Annotated in this window: 9 protein-coding genes, 3 tRNA genes, 3 rRNA genes and 1 pseudogene; 5 read left to right on the top strand and 11 right to left on the bottom strand. The window is 55.2% G+C overall.

Annotated elements, in window-relative coordinates:
* Positions 1 to 3: 3 nt before the first annotated feature.
* From urtC to urtE, 3 genes and pseudogenes are all read left to right on the top strand, one after another.
* The gene (gene urtC, locus ACZ1HE_RS04015; protein WP_472619650.1) at positions 4 to 1,233 is read left to right on the top strand and encodes an urea ABC transporter permease subunit UrtC; all 1,230 of its coding nucleotides are present in this window, start codon (positions 4 to 6) and stop codon (positions 1,231 to 1,233) included.
* Positions 1,230 to 1,970 carry an urea ABC transporter ATP-binding protein UrtD gene (gene urtD / locus ACZ1HE_RS04010; protein WP_472619649.1) on the top strand — a complete coding sequence of 247 codons (741 nt, stop codon included), beginning with the start codon at positions 1,230 to 1,232 and terminating at the stop codon, positions 1,968 to 1,970. Before urtC ends, urtD begins: the two co-directional genes overlap by 4 nt.
* Before the next feature lie 4 nt (positions 1,971 to 1,974).
* A pseudogene (gene urtE, locus ACZ1HE_RS04005) lies at positions 1,975 to 2,671 on the top strand (urea ABC transporter ATP-binding subunit UrtE).
* Between the two features lie 420 nt (positions 2,672 to 3,091).
* On the opposite strand, the gene ACZ1HE_RS04000 reads toward urtE, so the two are convergent.
* The 7 genes from ACZ1HE_RS04000 to msrQ form a co-directional block, all read right to left on the bottom strand.
* Positions 3,092 to 3,168, bottom strand: a tRNA-Met gene (locus tag ACZ1HE_RS04000).
* A gap of 75 nt (positions 3,169 to 3,243) precedes the next feature.
* Positions 3,244 to 3,358, bottom strand: a 5S ribosomal RNA gene (rrf, locus tag ACZ1HE_RS03995).
* Positions 3,359 to 3,586: 228 nt separating this feature from the next.
* Positions 3,587 to 6,413, bottom strand: a 23S ribosomal RNA gene (locus tag ACZ1HE_RS03990).
* 389 nt (positions 6,414 to 6,802) lie between these two features.
* Positions 6,803 to 6,879, bottom strand: a tRNA-Ile gene (locus tag ACZ1HE_RS03985).
* A gap of 61 nt (positions 6,880 to 6,940) precedes the next feature.
* A tRNA-Ala gene (locus tag ACZ1HE_RS03980) sits at positions 6,941 to 7,016 on the bottom strand.
* Between the two features lie 144 nt (positions 7,017 to 7,160).
* Positions 7,161 to 8,622, bottom strand: a 16S ribosomal RNA gene (locus ACZ1HE_RS03975).
* Together the 16S, 23S and 5S rRNA genes with 3 tRNA genes alongside form the textbook arrangement of a ribosomal RNA operon.
* A gap of 656 nt (positions 8,623 to 9,278) precedes the next feature.
* Positions 9,279 to 9,881 (bottom strand): protein-methionine-sulfoxide reductase heme-binding subunit MsrQ, encoded by a 603-nt coding sequence (msrQ, locus tag ACZ1HE_RS03970; protein WP_472619648.1) that lies wholly within the window; start codon positions 9,879 to 9,881, stop codon positions 9,279 to 9,281.
* Between the two features lie 146 nt (positions 9,882 to 10,027).
* Here msrQ and ACZ1HE_RS03965 point away from each other — a divergent pair, with 146 nt between their 5' ends.
* Positions 10,028 to 10,684 (top strand): hypothetical protein, encoded by a 657-nt coding sequence (locus ACZ1HE_RS03965; protein WP_472619647.1) that lies wholly within the window; start codon positions 10,028 to 10,030, stop codon positions 10,682 to 10,684.
* 17 nt (positions 10,685 to 10,701) lie between these two features.
* On the opposite strand, the gene msrP is transcribed toward ACZ1HE_RS03965, so the two are convergent.
* The 3 genes from msrP to ACZ1HE_RS03950 all read right to left on the bottom strand — a co-directional run bounded on the left by msrP (position 10,702) and on the right by ACZ1HE_RS03950 (position 14,501).
* The gene (msrP, locus tag ACZ1HE_RS03960) at positions 10,702 to 11,601 is read right to left on the bottom strand and encodes a protein-methionine-sulfoxide reductase catalytic subunit MsrP (protein WP_472619646.1); all 900 of its coding nucleotides are present in this window, start codon (positions 11,599 to 11,601) and stop codon (positions 10,702 to 10,704) included.
* A 70-nt stretch (positions 11,602 to 11,671) separates the two neighbouring features.
* Entirely contained in the window at positions 11,672 to 13,165 is a 1,494-nt protein-coding gene (locus ACZ1HE_RS03955; RefSeq protein WP_472619645.1) for an FMN-binding glutamate synthase family protein, read from the bottom strand.
* 238 nt (positions 13,166 to 13,403) lie between these two features.
* Complete coding sequence (locus ACZ1HE_RS03950) at positions 13,404 to 14,501, bottom strand: TAXI family TRAP transporter solute-binding subunit (RefSeq protein WP_472619644.1); 1,098 nt, start codon at positions 14,499 to 14,501, stop codon at positions 13,404 to 13,406.
* 342 nt (positions 14,502 to 14,843) lie between these two features.
* On the opposite strand from ACZ1HE_RS03950, the gene ACZ1HE_RS03945 reads away from it, so the two are divergent.
* Entirely contained in the window at positions 14,844 to 15,254 is a 411-nt protein-coding gene (locus ACZ1HE_RS03945; protein WP_472619643.1) for a hypothetical protein, read from the top strand.
* Positions 15,255 to 15,315: 61 nt separating this feature from the next.
* Here ACZ1HE_RS03945 and clpB read toward each other — a convergent pair whose 3' ends face one another.
* Positions 15,316 to 17,934: an ATP-dependent chaperone ClpB gene (gene clpB / locus ACZ1HE_RS03940; protein ID WP_472619642.1), complete on the bottom strand. Its 2,619-nt coding sequence runs from the start codon at positions 17,932 to 17,934 to the stop codon at positions 15,316 to 15,318.
* Between the last annotated feature and the right edge of the window lie 34 nt (positions 17,935 to 17,968).

Raw genomic sequence — 17,968 nt, 5'->3', positions numbered from 1 at the left:
GCCATGCAGAAATCACTTGTTGCCCGCAACCCCTCTGTCCTGGTCTTTCTGTCTTTGCTGGCATTGTTCACGGTGATCGTCACGGTGCTGTCCGAAGGGTTCGGAGTTGGCGTCATCTCGACCAGTTTCGTCAAGACGCTGGGCAAGACACTCTGCCTGTGCCTGGTCGCCGTGGCCATGGACTTGATCTGGGGCTTTGCCGGTATCCTTTCGCTTGGCCATTTCGCCTTTTTCGGGCTGGGCGGTTACATGATTGGCATGTGGCTGATGTACGAACGCACCCGCCTGATCGTGGTTGAATCGCTGTCACAGGCCGACATCCCGCCAACCGCCACCGAAGTTTCTGATGCCATCGGCAACCAGATCTTCGGCGTCGTGGGGTCCTCCGAGTTCCCCTTGATCTGGGCCTTTGCCGACAGCCTGTTCCTGCAACTGGCGCTGGTCGTTCTGGTTCCGGGGTTGTTGGCGCTGGTGTTCGGCTGGCTGGCATTCCGCAGCCGCGTGACCGGCGTCTACCTGTCGATCCTGACACAGGCCATGACGCTGGCACTAGCGCTTTACCTTTTTCAGAACGACAGCGGATTACGGGGCAATAACGGGCTGTCCGGCCTACAGAACCTGCCCGGAATCACCGCCTCTCAGGATCATGTATCGCTGTGGTTCCTCTGGGCCTCGGCTTTGGCGTTGGGGCTGGGTTATCTGCTGGCAGCCTGGGTTGTGTCCGGCAAGTTCGGCTCGGTCATCCGTGGCATCCGCGACAACGAGGCGCGGGTACGCTTTCTTGGCTACTCGGTCGAGACCTACAAGCTCACCGTCTTTACCCTCACGGCCTGTATCGCGGGCATTGCCGGAGCGCTCTATTACCCGCAGGCGGGCATCATCAACCCGGCCGAGATCGCGCCCATCGCGTCGATCTACCTCGCTGTCTGGGTCGCCATCGGCGGGCGTGGCAGGCTTTACGGTGCAGTGATCGGTGCCGCCTTTGTCAGCCTGCTGTCGACCTGGTTCACCGGTGGCCAGGCCCCCGATGTTCCGCTTGGTTTCTACACCATCAAATGGGTCGATTGGTGGCTGGTGCTGTTGGGGTTGTCCTTTGTGCTTGTCACGCTCTTTGCGCCAAAGGGCATCGGCGGTTTGATCGATCTTATCACCGAGCGTCGTTCTCCGGACCGGCATGGTGCGGATCTCGGCCCCGATGCTGGTTCCCTGCGCGAACAGGAGGCCAGCCAATGAGCACCCTGCTTGAAGTCTCAGGTGTGTCCGTCAGCTTTGACGGGTTCCGTGCCATCAACAATCTGTCTTTCCGCATCGGAGAGGCCGAAATGCGCGCTGTGATCGGACCCAACGGGGCAGGCAAGACGACCTTCATGGATATAGTCACGGGCAAGACGAAACCCGACGAAGGCCGAATTCTCTGGGGCGAAAAATCCCAGTCCCTCCTGCGGATAAGCGAGGCAAAGATTGCCCAGGCAGGCATTGGCCGCAAGTTCCAGAAACCCACCGTGTTCGAAGATCAGACCGTGCAAGAGAACCTCCTTTTGGCGCTGAAGAAACCGCGCGGCTGGTTGCGGGTTTTAGGCTATCGTCCCGACGTCCGGGACATGGAAAAAGTGCAGGAGCTTGCCGCCGAAATCGGGCTTGAAGACGCGCTCCCTCGCAAGTCAGGCGAGCTCAGCCACGGGCAGAAACAATGGCTTGAGATCGGCATGCTTCTGGCACAGGAACCGCGCCTCTTGCTGGTAGATGAGCCTGCTGCAGGCATGACCCCAGTAGAGCGCGAGCATACCACGGACATCCTGGTCCGCGCTGCCAAAACCCGTGCCGTGGTGGTGGTCGAACATGACATGGAGTTCGTCCGACGCCTGAGCTGCAAGGTCACGGTGCTGCACGAAGGGGCGGTTCTGGCCGAAGGCAGCCTGGACCATGTAACCGCTAATCAAGACGTGATCGACGTCTATCTTGGGCGATGACAAGATGCTGAAACTTAATAACCTGACCTTGCATTACGGCCACTCGCAAATTCTGCATGACATCTCGATGGAAGCCGCCTTGGGTGAAGTCACTTGTGTTATGGGCACCAACGGTGTCGGTAAAACCAGCCTTCTGAAGGCAATCTCCGGAACCCATCCTCGTTCCGGCGGAGAGGTTGAATTCGATGATGAAGGTCTGGGTCAGCTTCCGGCGCAGGTTCTTGCGCGTAAAGGTATCGCCTACGTGCCACAGGGGCGCGAGATCTTTCCGCTTCTGACGGTGCGCGAAAATCTTGAAACCGGATTCGCCTGCCTGCCCACGGATCTCGCATGAGATTCCAGAAGAGATCTTTGACCTTTTCCCGGTTCTCAAGAAAATGCTGCACCGTCGCGGCGGTGATCTCTCTGGAGGGCAACAACAACAGCTCGCCATTGCGCGCGCGCTCATCACCCGCCCGAAGCTGTTGCTTCTCGACGAACCTACCGAGGGCATTCAGCCAAACATCATTGCTCAGATAGGAGAAGTTATCCGACACCTCAGGGACCAGAACACAATGGCTATCCTCCTTGTCGAACAGTATTTCGACTTCGCTTTCGATCTTGGCGACAGGTTTGTGGTTCTTCGGCGCGGCGAAGTTCAAAAGCAAGGGGCAAGGGAGCGCTTTGAGCGTGACGATCTTTTGAACTTGGTATCGGTTTAGAATTCGTAGTCATCGGGAGCGCGGGTGCTTAACGTCCAGCCGGGACTACCTCGCCTGTTCGAATGCGCGCTAACTCGGAACCTGCGATCGGTGCAAAGGCCTCCGGCGGCAAGTCCTTGAGAGTTTCGTTCTCGATCTACTCCGGGAACGGCTGATGCAAAGCCGAGCCTCCTGTAATGCTGCACCCTGGCCTTGCGAACATCTACAAAGAAAAAGTCGCAAACTTGTCTGAAGCTCTAGAAGACCCGGTCACCAAAGCCGAAGCCACATCACTCATTCGTGGAATGCTCTCGGAGATCCGTTTGATCCCGGACGGGGGTAAACTGTCCATTGAATTTGTTGGGGAACTAGCGGGCTTGTTGGCACTAAGCGCACCTCAAAACGAACGAAGCCACCCGAGGGTGGCTTAGTCGAGTATTCTGGTTGCGGGAGCAGGATTTGAACCTGCGACCTTCAGGTTATGAGCCTGACGAGCTACCGGGCTGCTCCATCCCGCGACACTTTTGACCGTCCGCGCTTGCGGTTTGAGGTCTGGTATATTTGACCGTTTTGAGAGAATTGGATTTTACTAGGTTTGGCGGTGAGCTACTCTCCCACGCCTTGAGACGCAGTACCATTGCCGCAGCAGTGCTTAACTTCCGGGTTCGGGATGGGACCGGGTGTTTCACTTGCGCTATGACCACCAAACCGAGAAAAATCCATTTAACTTCGATGAATGGATTTGGCGGCAGGCAGGGTATTTGCGTAGCAAATGCCCGTTGCCGCACCTGAGTTATGTCAGGCTGGCTGTTCCAGTTCATCGAAGAAGATCAATCAACACCGTGGACTTTGTTTTCAAAGTCTCACGTGCTGTCCATGATTTTGTGTTTTGTAGGGTTCGTATGCTTATTGGAACCAGTTTTTCTTTTACTGGATCAAATCAAGCCTATCGGGCAATTAGTACCGGTCAACTGAACATGTTACCATGCTTACATCTCCGGCCTATCGACGTGGTGGTCTACCACGGCCCTCAGGGATACCTTGTTTTGAGGGGGCTTCCCGCTTAGATGCCTTCAGCGGTTATCCTGTCCGAACATAGCTACCCTGCACTGCTGCTGGCGCAACAACAGGTCCACCAGTGGTTCGTTCACCCCGGTCCTCTCGTACTAGGGGCAACTCCTCTCAAGTATCCTACACCCACGGCAGATAGGGACCGAACTGTCTCACGACGTTCTAAACCCAGCTCACGTACCTCTTTAAACGGCGAACAGCCGTACCCTTGGGACCTGCTCCAGCCCCAGGATGAGATGAGCCGACATCGAGGTGCCAAACACTGCCGTCGATATGGACTCTTGGGCAGTATCAGCCTGTTATCCCCGGCGTACCTTTTATCCGTTGAGCGATGGCCCTTCCACTCGGGACCACCGGATCACTATGGCCGTCTTTCGACTCTGCTCGACTTGTCAGTCTTGCAGTCAGGCTGGCTTCTGCCATTGCACTCAACGAGCGATTTCCGACCGCTCTGAGCCAACCTTCGCGCGCCTCCGTTACGCTTTAGGAGGCGACCGCCCCAGTCAAACTACCCGCCACACAGGGTCCCGGATCCGGATAACGGACCGCGGTTAGACATCAAGCAGAACAAGGGTGGTATCTCAAAGGAGGCTCCACAGGAACTGGCGTCCCTGTTTCAAAGCCTACCACCTATTCTGCACATGTTCGGCCTAATGCCAGTGTGAAGCTGTAGTAAAGGTGCACGGGGTCTTTCCGTCTAACCGCGGGAAGCCTGCATCTTGACAGGCAATTCAATTTCGCTGAGTCGATGTTGGAGACAGCGGGGAAGTCGTTACGCCATTCGTGCAGGTCGGAACTTACCCGACAAGGAATTTCGCTACCTTAGGACCGTTATAGTTACGGCCGCCGTTTACCTGGGCTTCAATTCAGAGCTCTCACCCCTCCTTTTAACCTTCAGGCACCGGGCAGGCGTCAGACCCTATACGTCGTCTTGCGACTTCGCAGAGCCCTGTGTTTTTAATAAACAGTCGCCACCCCCTGGTTTGTGCCCCCAGCCCCTAGTTGCCTAGGAACCGGGCCTCCTTCTCGCGAACTTACGGAGGTATTTTGCCGAGTTCCTTCAACATCGTTCTCTCAAGCGCCTTGGTATTCTCTACCAGTCCACCTGTGTCGGTTTAGGGTACGATCTCATGGAAGGGCTATTTCCAGGGACCTCTCAGCAGCCCATTCAATCCGATAAGGATGAACTACCTCCGAGATCCGTCACCTCTTCCTGGCCCAGGAATATTAACCTGGTTCCCATCGACTACGCCTTTCGGCCTCGCCTTAGGGGTCGGCTTACCCTGCTCAGATTAGCTTTAAGCAGGAACCCTTGGACTTTCGGCGAGAGTGTCTCTCACACTCTTTGTCGCTACTCATGTCATCATTCTCACTAGTGATCTCTCCACCGGATCCCTCACAGGTCGGCTTCATCGAAAGCTCCTTGCGTCCAACACCTTCCGAAGAAGGTTAAAGACGCATGGAACTATGTCACACTACGCTCTGCTACCATGCCTTACGGCATCCTAAGCTTCGGCTCATGGCTTGAGCCCCGTTACATCTTCGCCGCAGGACGTCTTAATTAGACCAGTGAGCTGTTACGCTATCTTTAAAGGATGGCTGCTTCTAAGCCAACCTCCTGGTTGTTTTGGACATCCCACCTGCTTTCCCACTTAGCCATGAATTGGGGGCCTTAGCTGTAGGTCAGGGTTGTTTCCCTCTCCACTACGGACGTTAGCATCCGCAGTGTGTCTGCCATCTAGTACTCCCGGGTATTCGGAGTTTGGTTAGGATCAGTAAGCCTGTGGGGCCCCATTACCCATCCAGTGCTCTACCCCCCGGGGTATTCGGATGACGCTCTACCTAAATAGATTTCGCAGAGAACCAGCTATCTCCGAGTTTGATTGGCCTTTCACCCCTAGGCACAACTCATCCCGACCTTTTTCAACAGGTGTGGGTTCGGCCCTCCAGTAAGTGTTACCTTACCTTCAGCCTGGTCATGCCTAGATCACTCGGTTTCGGGTCTGATCCCACGAACTCGACGCCCTATTAAGACTCGCTTTCGCTGCGCCTACACCTAACGGCTTAAGCTTGCACGTGAGACCAAGTCGATGACCCATTATACAAAAGGTACGCTGTCAGCCCTCAAGGGGCCTCCAACTGATTGTAGGCGTTCGGTTTCAGGTACTGTTTCACTCCCCTCGTCGGGGTGCTTTTCACCTTTCCCTCACGGTACTGGTTCACTATCGGTCAGTAAGGAGTACTTAGCCTTCGAAGGTGGTCCTCCGATCTTCAGACAGAATTTCACGTGTTCCGCCCTACTTAATACGTCCATCAGAGCTTCCTATACGGGGCTGTCACCCGCTATGGCCATGCTTCCCAACATGTTCTAGTCACTCATCCGGCTCGGCTGGTCCCCGTTCGCTCGCCGCTACTAGGGGAGTATCAATTGATTTCCTTTCCTCCGGGTACTTAGATGTTTCAGTTCCCCGGGTTTGCTCTTAAAACCCTATGTATTCAGGTCTTAAGTACCTGGTTAAGAACATTATAAACAGCCGAAGCTATTATAATGAACTTTCAGGTGGGTTCCCCCATTCAGAGATCCATGGATCAAAGCTTATTCTCAGCTCCCCATGGCTTATCGCAGAGTATCACGTCTTTCATCGCCTCTTACTGCCAAGGCATTCACCAAACGCCCTTCTCGCGCTTGATTTGATCCAGAAAGAGAAAAACTGACGTCTTTCGACCGCAGTAGCTGGTAAGTAACTGCAGCTTATCTTCCTGAACCAAAAGCATACTTTCCCGCCCGCTTCATGTCGGTGAAGCGGACATTGAGTGTTCCGTGCGGAACACTCGGGTTAGTGTACTTGACTTGGACAACTCTGTTCGTTTCAGACGGGATACATAAGACGGAGCGAGGAAACACTCGTGTCAAATGCCTTCCACCGAAGTGGAACCGAACTGAGATCCACGCCACACTCGGCGCGATCAAACAGTGTTGATTGATTTCTCTCTAAACGATGTCAATGCTTCCGAAGAAGCGACGTCCGATTGGACGGTTAAAAACCAAAAACGGTGCTTAACGATCAAATCGAAGGGATATGGTGGGTCGAGGAGGACTTGAACCTCCGACCTCACGCTTATCAGGCGTGCGCTCTAACCACCTGAGCTACCGACCCAGCTGATTTTGCGTTGCAAAATCGGCGTTCAGCCCCTCGTGGTTATCCAGGGCCGTATATCTGGTGGAGCCTAGGAGGATCGAACTCCTGACCTCCTGAATGCAAATCAGGCGCTCTCCCAGCTGAGCTAAGGCCCCTTGAAGAACCCTGCATTCAGGGCTCGGTGACTGAAGAGATATGAGGACGGCCTGGTCCTGATGTTTGGTCAGTTTTGTATACTGACCGTTGCTAAGTGTTTCACGATCAAGAGCGAACTCTATGATGACTAGAAACATCCTTAGAAAGGAGGTGATCCAGCCGCAGGTTCCCCTACGGCTACCTTGTTACGACTTCACCCCAGTCGCTGAGCTCACCGTGGTCCGCTGCCCCCTCGAAAGGTTGGCGCACGGCCTTCGGGTAAACCCAACTCCCATGGTGTGACGGGCGGTGTGTACAAGGCCCGGGAACGTATTCACCGCGTCATGCTGTTACGCGATTACTAGCGATTCCGACTTCATGGGGTCGAGTTGCAGACCCCAATCCGAACTGAGACAACTTTTGGGGATTAACCCACTGTAGTTGCCATTGTAGCACGTGTGTAGCCCAACCCGTAAGGGCCATGAGGACTTGACGTCATCCACACCTTCCTCCCGCTTATCACGGGCAGTTTCCCTAGAGTGCCCAGCCGAACTGCTGGCAACTAAGGATGTGGGTTGCGCTCGTTGCCGGACTTAACCGAACATCTCACGACACGAGCTGACGACAGCCATGCAGCACCTGTCACTAGGTCCCGAAGGAAGGCTCCATCTCTGGAGTTGTCCTAGGATGTCAAGGGTTGGTAAGGTTCTGCGCGTTGCTTCGAATTAAACCACATGCTCCACCGCTTGTGCGGGCCCCCGTCAATTCCTTTGAGTTTTAATCTTGCGACCGTACTCCCCAGGCGGAATGCTTAATCCGTTAGGTGTGTCACCAACAAGCATGCTTGCTGACGACTGGCATTCATCGTTTACGGTGTGGACTACCAGGGTATCTAATCCTGTTTGCTCCCCACACTTTCGCACCTCAGCGTCAGTATCGAGCCAGTGAGCCGCCTTCGCCACTGGTGTTCCTCCGAATATCTACGAATTTCACCTCTACACTCGGAATTCCACTCACCTCTCTCGAACTCAAGACCAGGAGTTTAAGAGGCAGTTCCAGGGTTGAGCCCTGGGATTTCACCCCTTACTTTCTGATCCGCCTACGCGCGCTTTACGCCCAGTAATTCCGAACAACGCTAACCCCCTCCGTATTACCGCGGCTGCTGGCACGGAGTTAGCCGGGGTTTCTTTACCAGGTACTGTCATTATCATCCCTGGCGAAAGAGCTTTACGACCCTAAGGCCTTCATCACTCACGCGGCATGGCTGGATCAGGCTTGCGCCCATTGTCCAAGATTCCCCACTGCTGCCTCCCGTAGGAGTCTGGGCCGTGTCTCAGTCCCAGTGTTGCTGATCATCCTCTAAAACCAGCTATAGATCGTAGACTTGGTAGGCCATTACCCCACCAACTATCTAATCTAACGCGGGCTAATCCAAAGGCGATAAATCTTTCCCCCGAAGGGCACATAGGGTATTACTCTCCGTTTCCAGAGGCTATTCCCTACCTTTGGGTATATTCCCACGCGTTACTAACCCGTCCGCCGCTCACCCCGAAGGGCGCGCTCGACTTGCATGTGTTAGGCCTGCCGCCAGCGTTCGTTCTGAGCCAGGATCAAACTCTCAAGTTGAAAAGCACTTGCATGCTTATCCTTGACGTTCGAACCTCTGCACATCACTCATATTGGCATTACTGAAACCAATATAAGTTTTCTCTGTTTGTGTGCTTCAGCTACAAAGTAGCGAAAGCCGTACAAACAGTGAAGCTGACACTCAATCATCGGGCCGAAACCCTAAGAGCGTTGATATACAGACGTTGATCCATCGAAATGAACCAAACCGCCCACATATCTCTTCAGTGTATTCTATTGTCAAACAGCGTCGGAGCCTAAACCCCAGAGACAAAAACCAACACGAAGCGCCAATCTTACCTGGCGCAAACCGCGTCAATCCTACCTCGAATTCTCTCCGAACTTCCCATCCCGAACTCTCCGTCCAGTCCGTTCCGTCCGCACCGTAGCGCCTCAGCGCCGCCGGTGAAGGGGGTTCTAGTCCTAACACCAAACACCCGCAACCCAAAAAATCACAAAAATCACAAAAATCAAAAGAAAGTTGAAAAAGTCAATAATTCCAATTGGTTAAACCAACAACAGCGCTTCGATTTCAGACCGATAACCACAGTCCCTCCAGTCGAGCTTCAAACCCAATAAAGAAAAATGGAGTTTTCCACAGACTCGCCCACAGACTCATGAACTTCTGCTTCGCGTATAGCCCTTAAAGTTAGGAATCAGGCGCGTTGGGCTCGTCTTCGTCTGTTGGGGAGTCGCAGCATCAGCAGGACCACAGTCACACCTAGATAGATCAATGGCTCGATCTGAAAACCCTTGGCGACCATGACATAATGAACTGCACCCAGGATAGCTGCGGCGTAAACCGCTTTGTGCAAACTTCGCCATTTGGGACCAAGCTTGCGCACGGACCAGTTGTTGGACGTAAACGCCAATGGCAGCAGGATCAGGAACCCCGCCATTCCAATGGTGATGTAAGGGCGTTTAAGAATGTCGGCCCAGACCTGACTAAGAATCTGTACATCCAGAACCAGCCAAACCAGCAGGTGTAACAGAACGTAGACAAAGGTCAGAACCCCAATGGCGCGCCGAAACTTCATCAGGTTCAAACCGGTGAACTGACGAAGTGGGGTTATCGCCAACCCTAGAAGCAAGAGTTGCAGCGCCCGCTCGCCCATCTCGTGTTCCAGCACCTTGACCGGATCAACACCCAATCCGCCGGTCAGCCCCTGATAGAGCAGCCAGGCAGGATATACGCCTCCAGAAAGATACAGCACCCATGCCGGGCACAAACGCACAAAGCGGTTCACTTGGTCAACCATCAGAGCACTGTGCTCCCTTCAAAAGTCAATGTCATGCTATGGCCCCGTTTCCGCCAAAAACCAAACCAATCAACCAACGACCCTGCTCAAAAGACCCAAATCGAATTTTTGACCGATAACTTTGTCCTGTCCCGCATGAGGTTCCAATGCTCGACGAAACCATGTTCACCGCCGCGTTCCTCAGTATGTTCTTGGGGCTTCTTACAACCGCAGGTGCCGTCCTTTGGCGCAACAAAAAGGGCCGCACATCAATCTTTTCCCAAGACAGCAGCTTTGATGAGATTGGCATGTCCTTGCTCTCGTCGCTCTTCGACAGCCGTTCAATGACACGCATCGACGGCATTTCAGAATTGCGGCCACCGTGGGGAATGCGGCTAATGACGCCGACACTGGCCACTCTGATTTTCCTAACGACGGATTTGTCACCCATTTGGTACAACGTCGGTGTCTCGGATCCGCGCATACATCTGGCGTTTCTGGTCGTCTGTTGCCTTCTCACCGGATATTCCTGGGTCATGCTGCTCTTCTTCCAGAAAGTAGTTTATGATCGAGCCCAGATCGAGTGCAGCGGCGTGGATCTGTCCCGCCAAACCCGCCATCTTTCAGATTTGGTGGACATCCGAGTCCACAAAAGTCGCCCGGCATTGGTTCTGACATTTGCCGAGCAGAAACCGCTCTACATACCCAAGTTCTTGTCCGGGCGGGCACAGTTCGTGGCGGACATGGAAGACATCGCGCAGCGCAACCGTCATCTGGGGTTGGTGTCCCCTGAACCAAATTTTGCCGCGCGATTGGGGTTCTGAACCAGCCCCCTGCCACATCAGTAGAACTTTGCCAGATCCATACCTTCATAAAGACCAGCCACTTCTTTCTCGTAACCATTGAACTTTAGCGTCGGAATGCGTTTGGCAAACAATCCACCGCCGATCTTGCGTTCACTAGCTTGCGACCAACGTGGGTGAGACACCTCGGGGTTCACGTTGCTGTAGAAACCGTATTCGCGACCATTGGCCTGATTCCAGCTGGTGGGTGGTTCTTTGTCTGTCAAAGTGATGCGCACGATCGACTTGATCGACTTAAAGCCATATTTCCATGGCACCACCAACCGAAGCGGCGCGCCGTTTTGGTTCGGGATCGGTTTACCATAGATACCTGTGGCCATGATCGTTAGGGGGTGCATTGCCTCGTCCAGGCGCAAACCTTCCTTATAGGGCCACTCCAGAACGGGGTATTGGGTGCCTGGCATTTCTTCGGGACGATAAAGCGTTTCAAAGCCCACGTATTTTGCACCCTCTTGAACGCCTGCCAGGTTGAGTAGGTCAGCTAATTCAAAGCCATTCCATGGAATGACCATTGACCATGCTTCAACGCAGCGGAAACGATAGATACGCTCTTCGACCGTCATCTCGGACATGATCTGCTGGAACCCATAGTCACCGGGGCGGTCGACCATGCCGTCGATCTGCACCGTCCATGGGTCGGTCTTCATGATATCGGCATATTGTACAGGATCGCCCTTGCCCGTGCCGAACTCATAGAAGTTGTTGTAGGTTGTGATTTCTTCCCAGGTATTGGCCTCCAGCTCTTCGGCCAAGGCAGGTTTTGCAATTGAGGCAAGCCCAACCCCGGCCAGCCCCGCAATAAAATGACGGCGGTTCAGGAATGCCGCCTCGGGTGTCACGTCAGCGAGGGTCAAATCGTTCTTCCAGCGGTGGGCCATTTCGGTCTCCGGTTGTTGATCGTTTGTTATCAGGTAGCTGTTCGGATTGGTCAGGCCAAACCAACTTGTTTCACGTTTCAGAGACGGGGCTGTAACTTGGCAGAATTTCGTTCATCGGCGTTGAGCAGCCGTTCTCCATCATGATCCGCACGTGGCGACGGCGCAGCATCCGGGGCTCGGGCACGCCAACGGAATGCGCGATGGTTTCCACCTCGTGCCGGATTTCCTGCGCATAGCGGGCGACGCGTTTGTATTTGTGTTCAACCACCAGTCCCTTTTGAAAGCGCGGGTCATGGGTGGTGATTCCGGTTGGGCATGTGTTCTTGTTACATTTGAGCGCCTGAATGCAGCCAAGCGAGAACATGAACCCTCGGGCCGAAGTCACAAAATCCGCCCCCGCCGCCAAGGCCCAGGCCACGTCGCTGGGGTTAATCAGCTTACCGCTCGATACCAGTCTGATACGGTCCTTAAGCCCGCGTTCATCGCGCAGGTTCGCAATGACGGGTAATGCCTCGCGCACGGAGATGCCGACCAAATCAATCAGTGGCATAGGCGCGGCACCTGTGCCCCCTTCGCCCCCGTCCAAGGTAATAAAGTCCGGTGCACAATCATCGCTGCGTGCAACAATGGCGTCAAAAAGATCCACGAACACCTGCTCAGAGCCCACAACGGTTTTGATGCCGGTCGGCTTGCCGGTGACCTCGCGAACATGCCTGATCATATCCAGCAGCTCTTCGACGTTGCCCGCCTCGCGGTGCCGGTTAGGGGATTGGCTGTCATGGCCTTTCTTGATTCCACGGATCGCAGCAATCTCATCCGTGATTTTTTCGGCAGGTAGAATGCCACCCTTGCCCGGCTTGGCGCCCTGGGCCAGCTTGATTTCGAACATGCGTACGGTTTCATGAGCTGCAACTTCGCGCAGCTTGTCATCGCTTAGGTTACCGTGCTCATCCCTGACGCCGTACTTCGCGGTCCCAATCTGGAAAACGATGTCGCAGCCACCCTCCAAGTGAAACGGACTCAGCGCCCCCTCGCCTGTGTTTAGCCAAACGCCCGCCTCTTTCGCACCACGGCTGAGTGCCTGCACCGCAGGTTTGGAAATCGCGCCAAAGCTCATGCCTGAGATATTGAAGAATGACGGCGCATCATACGGCTCGCGCGCGGTCTGACCGATCCGCAGCGGCTCAGATTTGGTGAATTGGTCGCCAAGCGGTGGAAAGGGTGCATTCACAAAGATCGGCGTACCAGGCACGTTCAGATTGCGAGTTGAACCGAAGGCGACCGTGTTCCCCTCGCCCTCGGCCGCGCGGTTGACCCATTCACGTTGCGCCCGGTTGAACGGCAGCTCTTCGCGGTCCATTGCGAAAAAATACTGGCGAAAGAACTCTCCCAGCCCACTGAACAATTTTCGAAAGCGCCCGATGACAGGGTAATTCCGCCGGATGGCGTCATGGGTTTGGAACCGGTCGATGAAGAACAAAACGATCGCGCCCAGGACCGCCACTCCGACGACACTGACAAAGGCAAAAGCCATAAACTCGATGGCGTTCATTGCAAATCCCATCTGGGGACCTCCGATCTGTTCTTGCTGCGGTTGATGCGTTGCTGGCTTAAGTAAGAGACTGGCCACAACAGCACGACGGATCAAGCCACCTGCAATCACGTTGCGAAAAGGAGATTGAAACAGAATTTGGCTGGCTCACCCCACATATAGACGCGGCGAGCAAATGACCCCCAGATCTAGATTATGCATATAAATAGCGCGTCGGCCAAATGTTACACCGCCCACGCTCGCCTGCGCCTCAAGTCGTGCGCATCCCTGCGATCCGCTTGCGCACCAGCTCGACATGCATCCGCGCGTGATAGGCAGCCTGACGATAGGCAGCGGGCAAACGCACCTTGGACAGCCGGTCATCCAGCTCAACCAATTTTGCATCCATCCGCTCCAGATCTTCCCTCGAAGGGCTCTCATCGAGCTCATCTTCAATGGCACGGATGTCGGGATAGTGTTGCCACACTTTCCAACCCATGATGTAGGCATAGATCCCCGGCAAGGCCCGCAGCATTGGGACCACAATGAACAGGATCGGCAACAGAAGGAGCAATGTTCGATTGACCTGGGCCGCCATCCAATACGGCAACCAGTCGTGCCAAGTCGACGGTCCTTCCATGATCAACTGCCGCGCGGCATTGTTGATCGGTAGATCCGTCCCATCAATCGAAGGGAAGGCGTCGGGGTCGGTGATGATGTCGCGCGAAGCGTGAAGTGTCTTTGCAGCCATGGTCAAGCGATTGACCAACGCGGGATGCAGGTCTGGCGCGACCGCCAGACGTGCTTCAAGCGCAAGAATGGATTGAGGCACAGGTGGGATAACCGGCAGAAGTGACACAGCCCCGGTCGGCACCGTAACCGTGGTTGCGTAAGCCAACCTGCGAGCAATTGCATCGCTGTGCTCAAGTGAGACAAATTGGATATCGGGATGCCCGTAGGCACGTTGCAAATAGGGCGCATCGATTGGCGCGACAAACACCGCGACATCGATCTGGTCCGCCACCAATGCACTAACCGCGTCATCATAGCCCAGCTCAAAAATTTCGTTGGCTGTCGGGTCAAGCCCAATAGCGGTCTGAAAGTCGACAAACGCAGCAGCTGTACCGGAACCGGGACGACCACCGTTTATTCGCAGATTTCGCCAAAACGCCGGGTTTCCGGGAATCGTCAACTCACTCCGGGCCAGAAACACCATTGGTTCAAAGAAAATTGCGCCGATGGCTTCGATGGACAAATCAGCAACGACAATTCCACCCTGCACCAGAGCCGCATCCACCTCGCGGCCTTCGAGCAGTGAAACATTCTCGACAGAGCCGAGCAGTTTCGACAATTTGAAGCTCGATACCATCTCGTGCCAGTTGCTCCTTGTACCGTTCGGCAACCTGACTGTAGGCGCCTCCCGAAGGGCCCGCGGCTAACCGAATTGTCTTTGGCGGGTGCAACTGGAGGAATATCAAAACCAAACCCATTACGAGCACAGCCACAGCAAGCAGGGTCCAGTTCCTCATAGGTTGGCCTTTCCAATTTCGGGAGTTTCGTAGCGCTGAAAAACCTAGCGGGCGACAATGGATCGGGCAAGGCGACATTCGCTTGGCTGCTACAATTTGCGCGATCCATGAAACGACATTGGTCCAAAAGGAACCACAAACCGTATTAAGTCGTACAAACTCGACAACCGAGGACACCATTCATGACCGGAACCCTCAAAAAGCGTGTCTCAAGACTCGTAATCGCCACTGCAATGATCGGGCTTCCCGCCATCGGCCACAGCGGAAACGAATCCCGTTCCGATGCCTACGACATCGGCAATGGCCTTTTGGAGGTCATCGCTGATTTCTCTGAAAACGCCATTTACTGGTGTGGCGCCGGAGATTACGCCTTGCGGCGTTTGTCAACATCCGGGAATGCCCGGCTTTATGTCTGGAGTGGACCCGCGCCCAGCAAAGCGCAACCCGGTCAACGCGCGGTCACTTTTGCCTTCTCTCCCCCACCTGGCGTAGCGCCGAGCACGACGTTCACAACAGATGTCTCAATTATCGGAAACTCACTGACGGTTGCCCAAGCCAAACGCACCTGTGACGAGAGAACTTCAAGCGGTTGACAAAAAAAGCCCGCCAAAACTGGCGGGCTTTTATGTATCGGTTCAGGTGTCGAGGTGTTCGTCAGTGCACCACTGCATCATCCGGCCGCGGACGATCCGATGATCCCAAGCGGTCACCGATGATCAAACCGTCGGATCCGGCCGAGACCGGAACCGTTTCACCATCCTTGATGTCCCCTGACAACAGAGCCTCGGCCAGCGGATTCTGCAGCGCGCGTTGTATCACACGCTTGAGCGGTCTGGCACCAAACACCGGATCATAGCCTTCATCGGCAAGCCAGGTTTTTGCGGCTTCGTCTAACTCGAGACCGATCTTGCGACCAGCAAGACGTTTTGACAGGCGTCCAAGCTGAATGTCGACGATGCCGTCCATGTCCGCGCGTGCTAGGCGATCAAAGATGATCGTCTCATCCAGACGGTTCAGGAATTCGGGCCGGAAGTGAGCCCGCACCGCGTCCATCACATCTCGCCGCGCATCCGAGGCATCAGCACCCTCAGGCAGTTGGCTTAGCGCCTGTGCCCCAAGGTTCGAGGTCAGCACGATCAGTGTCTGTTTGAAATCGACCGTGCGACCCTGACCATCAGTCAGCACACCGTCATCCAACACCTGCAGCAACACGTTGAAGACGTCGGGATGTGCCTTTTCGACCTCGTCGAACAGGACAACCTGGTACGGACGCCTGCGCACGGCCTCGGTCAACACACCGCCCTCGTCGTACCCAACATAACCCGGAGGGGCACCGATCAGACGCGCCACCGCGTGTTTTTCCATGAACTCGGACATGTCGATCCGAACCATGGCGCTGTCATCGTCGAACAGGAAATCGGCGACAGCCTTGGTCAGCTCGGTCTTACCCACACCGGTCGGTCCTAGGAACAGGAAGGATCCCAACGGGCGACCTTCATCGTTCAATCCAGCCCGTGCACGACGCACCGCATTTGCTACGGCGGTCACGGCCGAGTGCTGACCGATCACGCGGCGGTGCAGATCATCTTCCATCCGCAGCAACTTTTCACGCTCGCCTTCCAGCATCTTGGACGTGGGGATGCCAGTCCAACGCTCTACCACAGCCGCAATCTGCTCGGGACGCACAGTCTCTTCGGCCATCATGCCGCCGTCTTCGCGGTTTTCTGCTTGTTCCAGCTGCTTTTCCAGCTCAGGGATAACCCCGTATGACAGCTCACCAGCCTTGGCGAGGTTACCTTCGCGTTTGGCGATCTCCAGATCGGCGCGCGCCTTGTCCAACTGCTCTTTCAACGACTGCGCTGCATTCAGCTTGTCACGCTCGGCCTGCCACTGTGCCGTCATCTCGGCGGATTTCTCCTGCAGATTCGACAGGTCCTTTTGCAGCGTTTCCAAACGATCCTTGGACGCAGCATCGTCTTCGAGTTTCAATGCCTCTTCCTCGATCTGCAATTGCAGGATCTGGCGGTCGAGTTGGTCAAGCTCTTCGGGCTTACTGTCGACCTCCATCCGCAGACGGCTGGCTGCTTCGTCCACAAGGTCGATGGCTTTGTCTGGCAGGAAGCGGTCAGTGATGTAGCGATGCGACAGAGTCGCCGCCGATACCAGCGCCGAGTCCGAGACACGAACACCGTGGTGAAGCTCATACTTCTCCTTGATACCGCGCAGGATGCTAATCGTGTCCTCAACCGTCGGCTCGCTGACCATGACCGGTTGGAACCGGCGGGCCAGAGCTGCGTCTTTTTCGACGTATTTGCGATACTCATCCAGCGTGGTCGCACCGATACAGTGCAACTCGCCGCGGGCAAGCGCAGGTTTGATCAGATTGGCGGCATCCATCGCACCGTCGGACTTACCGGCGCCGACCAGCGTGTGCATCTCGTCAATGAACAGGATGATTTCGCCCGCAGCCTCGGTCACTTCGGTCAGAACCGCCTTCAGGCGCTCCTCGAACTCACCACGGTACTTCGCACCCGCGATCAACGCACCCATGTCGAGCGACAAAAGCTTTTTGTCGCGCAGGGATTCAGGCACATCACCGTTGATGATGCGTAGCGCCATCCCCTCGGCAATCGCGGTTTTACCAACGCCGGGCTCGCCAATCAGAACCGGGTTGTTCTTGGTTCGGCGGCTGAGCACCTGCATTGCTCGGCGAATTTCCTCGTCCCGACCAATGATCGGGTCGATCTTCCCCGCAGCCGCTGCCTCGGTCAGGTCATCGGCGTACTTCTTGAGTGCATCATAACCATCCTCGGCACTGGCGGTATCAGCTGTGCGTCCTTTGCGAATGTCGTTGATTGCCTCGTTGAGCTTCTGTGCACTCACCGCGCCTGCATCCAACGCCTCTTTGGCCTTGGACTTTACCATGCAGAGTGCCATCAGAACACGCTCGACCGGGACAAAGCTGTCACCCGCCTTTTGCGCCAGTTTTTCGGCCTCGGCCAAGACCTTACCGGTTTGAGTGTCCAGATAGATCTGGCCAGCATCACCGCTTACCTTGGCCTGTTTTGACAGGGCCAGATCAAGCGCTTCAACCACGCGGCCGGGCGCACCGCCCGCTCGGGTGATCAGGTTGCTCGCCAGCCCCTGCTCGTCATCCATCAAAGCTTTTAGAATATGTTCGGGCGTCAGTCGCTGATGCCCTTCGCGCATCGCAATTGTCTGCGCCGCTTGCACGAAACCTCGTGCCCGCTCGGTGAACTTGTTCAAGTCCATCATTCTCTCCTTTTCCAAGCGCCCGGTCATGTCG

The sequence above is a fragment of the Falsiruegeria sp. JB4-1 genome, assembly GCF_055693495.1.
This window is presented reverse-complemented; position numbering and strand designations above follow the sequence as displayed.

What these genes read in the sequence shown, in the direction of transcription:
- urtC (WP_472619650.1), top strand. Translation starts at nt 4, where the DNA reads ATGCAGAAATCACTTGTTGCCCGCAACCCCTCTGTCCTGGTCTTTCTG.
- urtD (WP_472619649.1), top strand. Translation starts at nt 1,230, where the DNA reads ATGAGCACCCTGCTTGAAGTCTCAGGTGTGTCCGTCAGCTTTGACGGG.
- msrQ (WP_472619648.1), bottom strand. Translation starts at nt 9,881, where the DNA reads ATGGTTGACCAAGTGAACCGCTTTGTGCGTTTGTGCCCGGCATGGGTG.
- ACZ1HE_RS03965 (WP_472619647.1), top strand. Translation starts at nt 10,028, where the DNA reads ATGCTCGACGAAACCATGTTCACCGCCGCGTTCCTCAGTATGTTCTTG.
- msrP (WP_472619646.1), bottom strand. Translation starts at nt 11,601, where the DNA reads ATGGCCCACCGCTGGAAGAACGATTTGACCCTCGCTGACGTGACACCC.
- ACZ1HE_RS03955 (WP_472619645.1), bottom strand. Translation starts at nt 13,165, where the DNA reads ATGGGATTTGCAATGAACGCCATCGAGTTTATGGCTTTTGCCTTTGTC.
- ACZ1HE_RS03950 (WP_472619644.1), bottom strand. Translation starts at nt 14,501, where the DNA reads ATGGTATCGAGCTTCAAATTGTCGAAACTGCTCGGCTCTGTCGAGAAT.
- ACZ1HE_RS03945 (WP_472619643.1), top strand. Translation starts at nt 14,844, where the DNA reads ATGACCGGAACCCTCAAAAAGCGTGTCTCAAGACTCGTAATCGCCACT.
- clpB (WP_472619642.1), bottom strand. Translation starts at nt 17,934, where the DNA reads ATGGACTTGAACAAGTTCACCGAGCGGGCACGAGGTTTCGTGCAAGCG.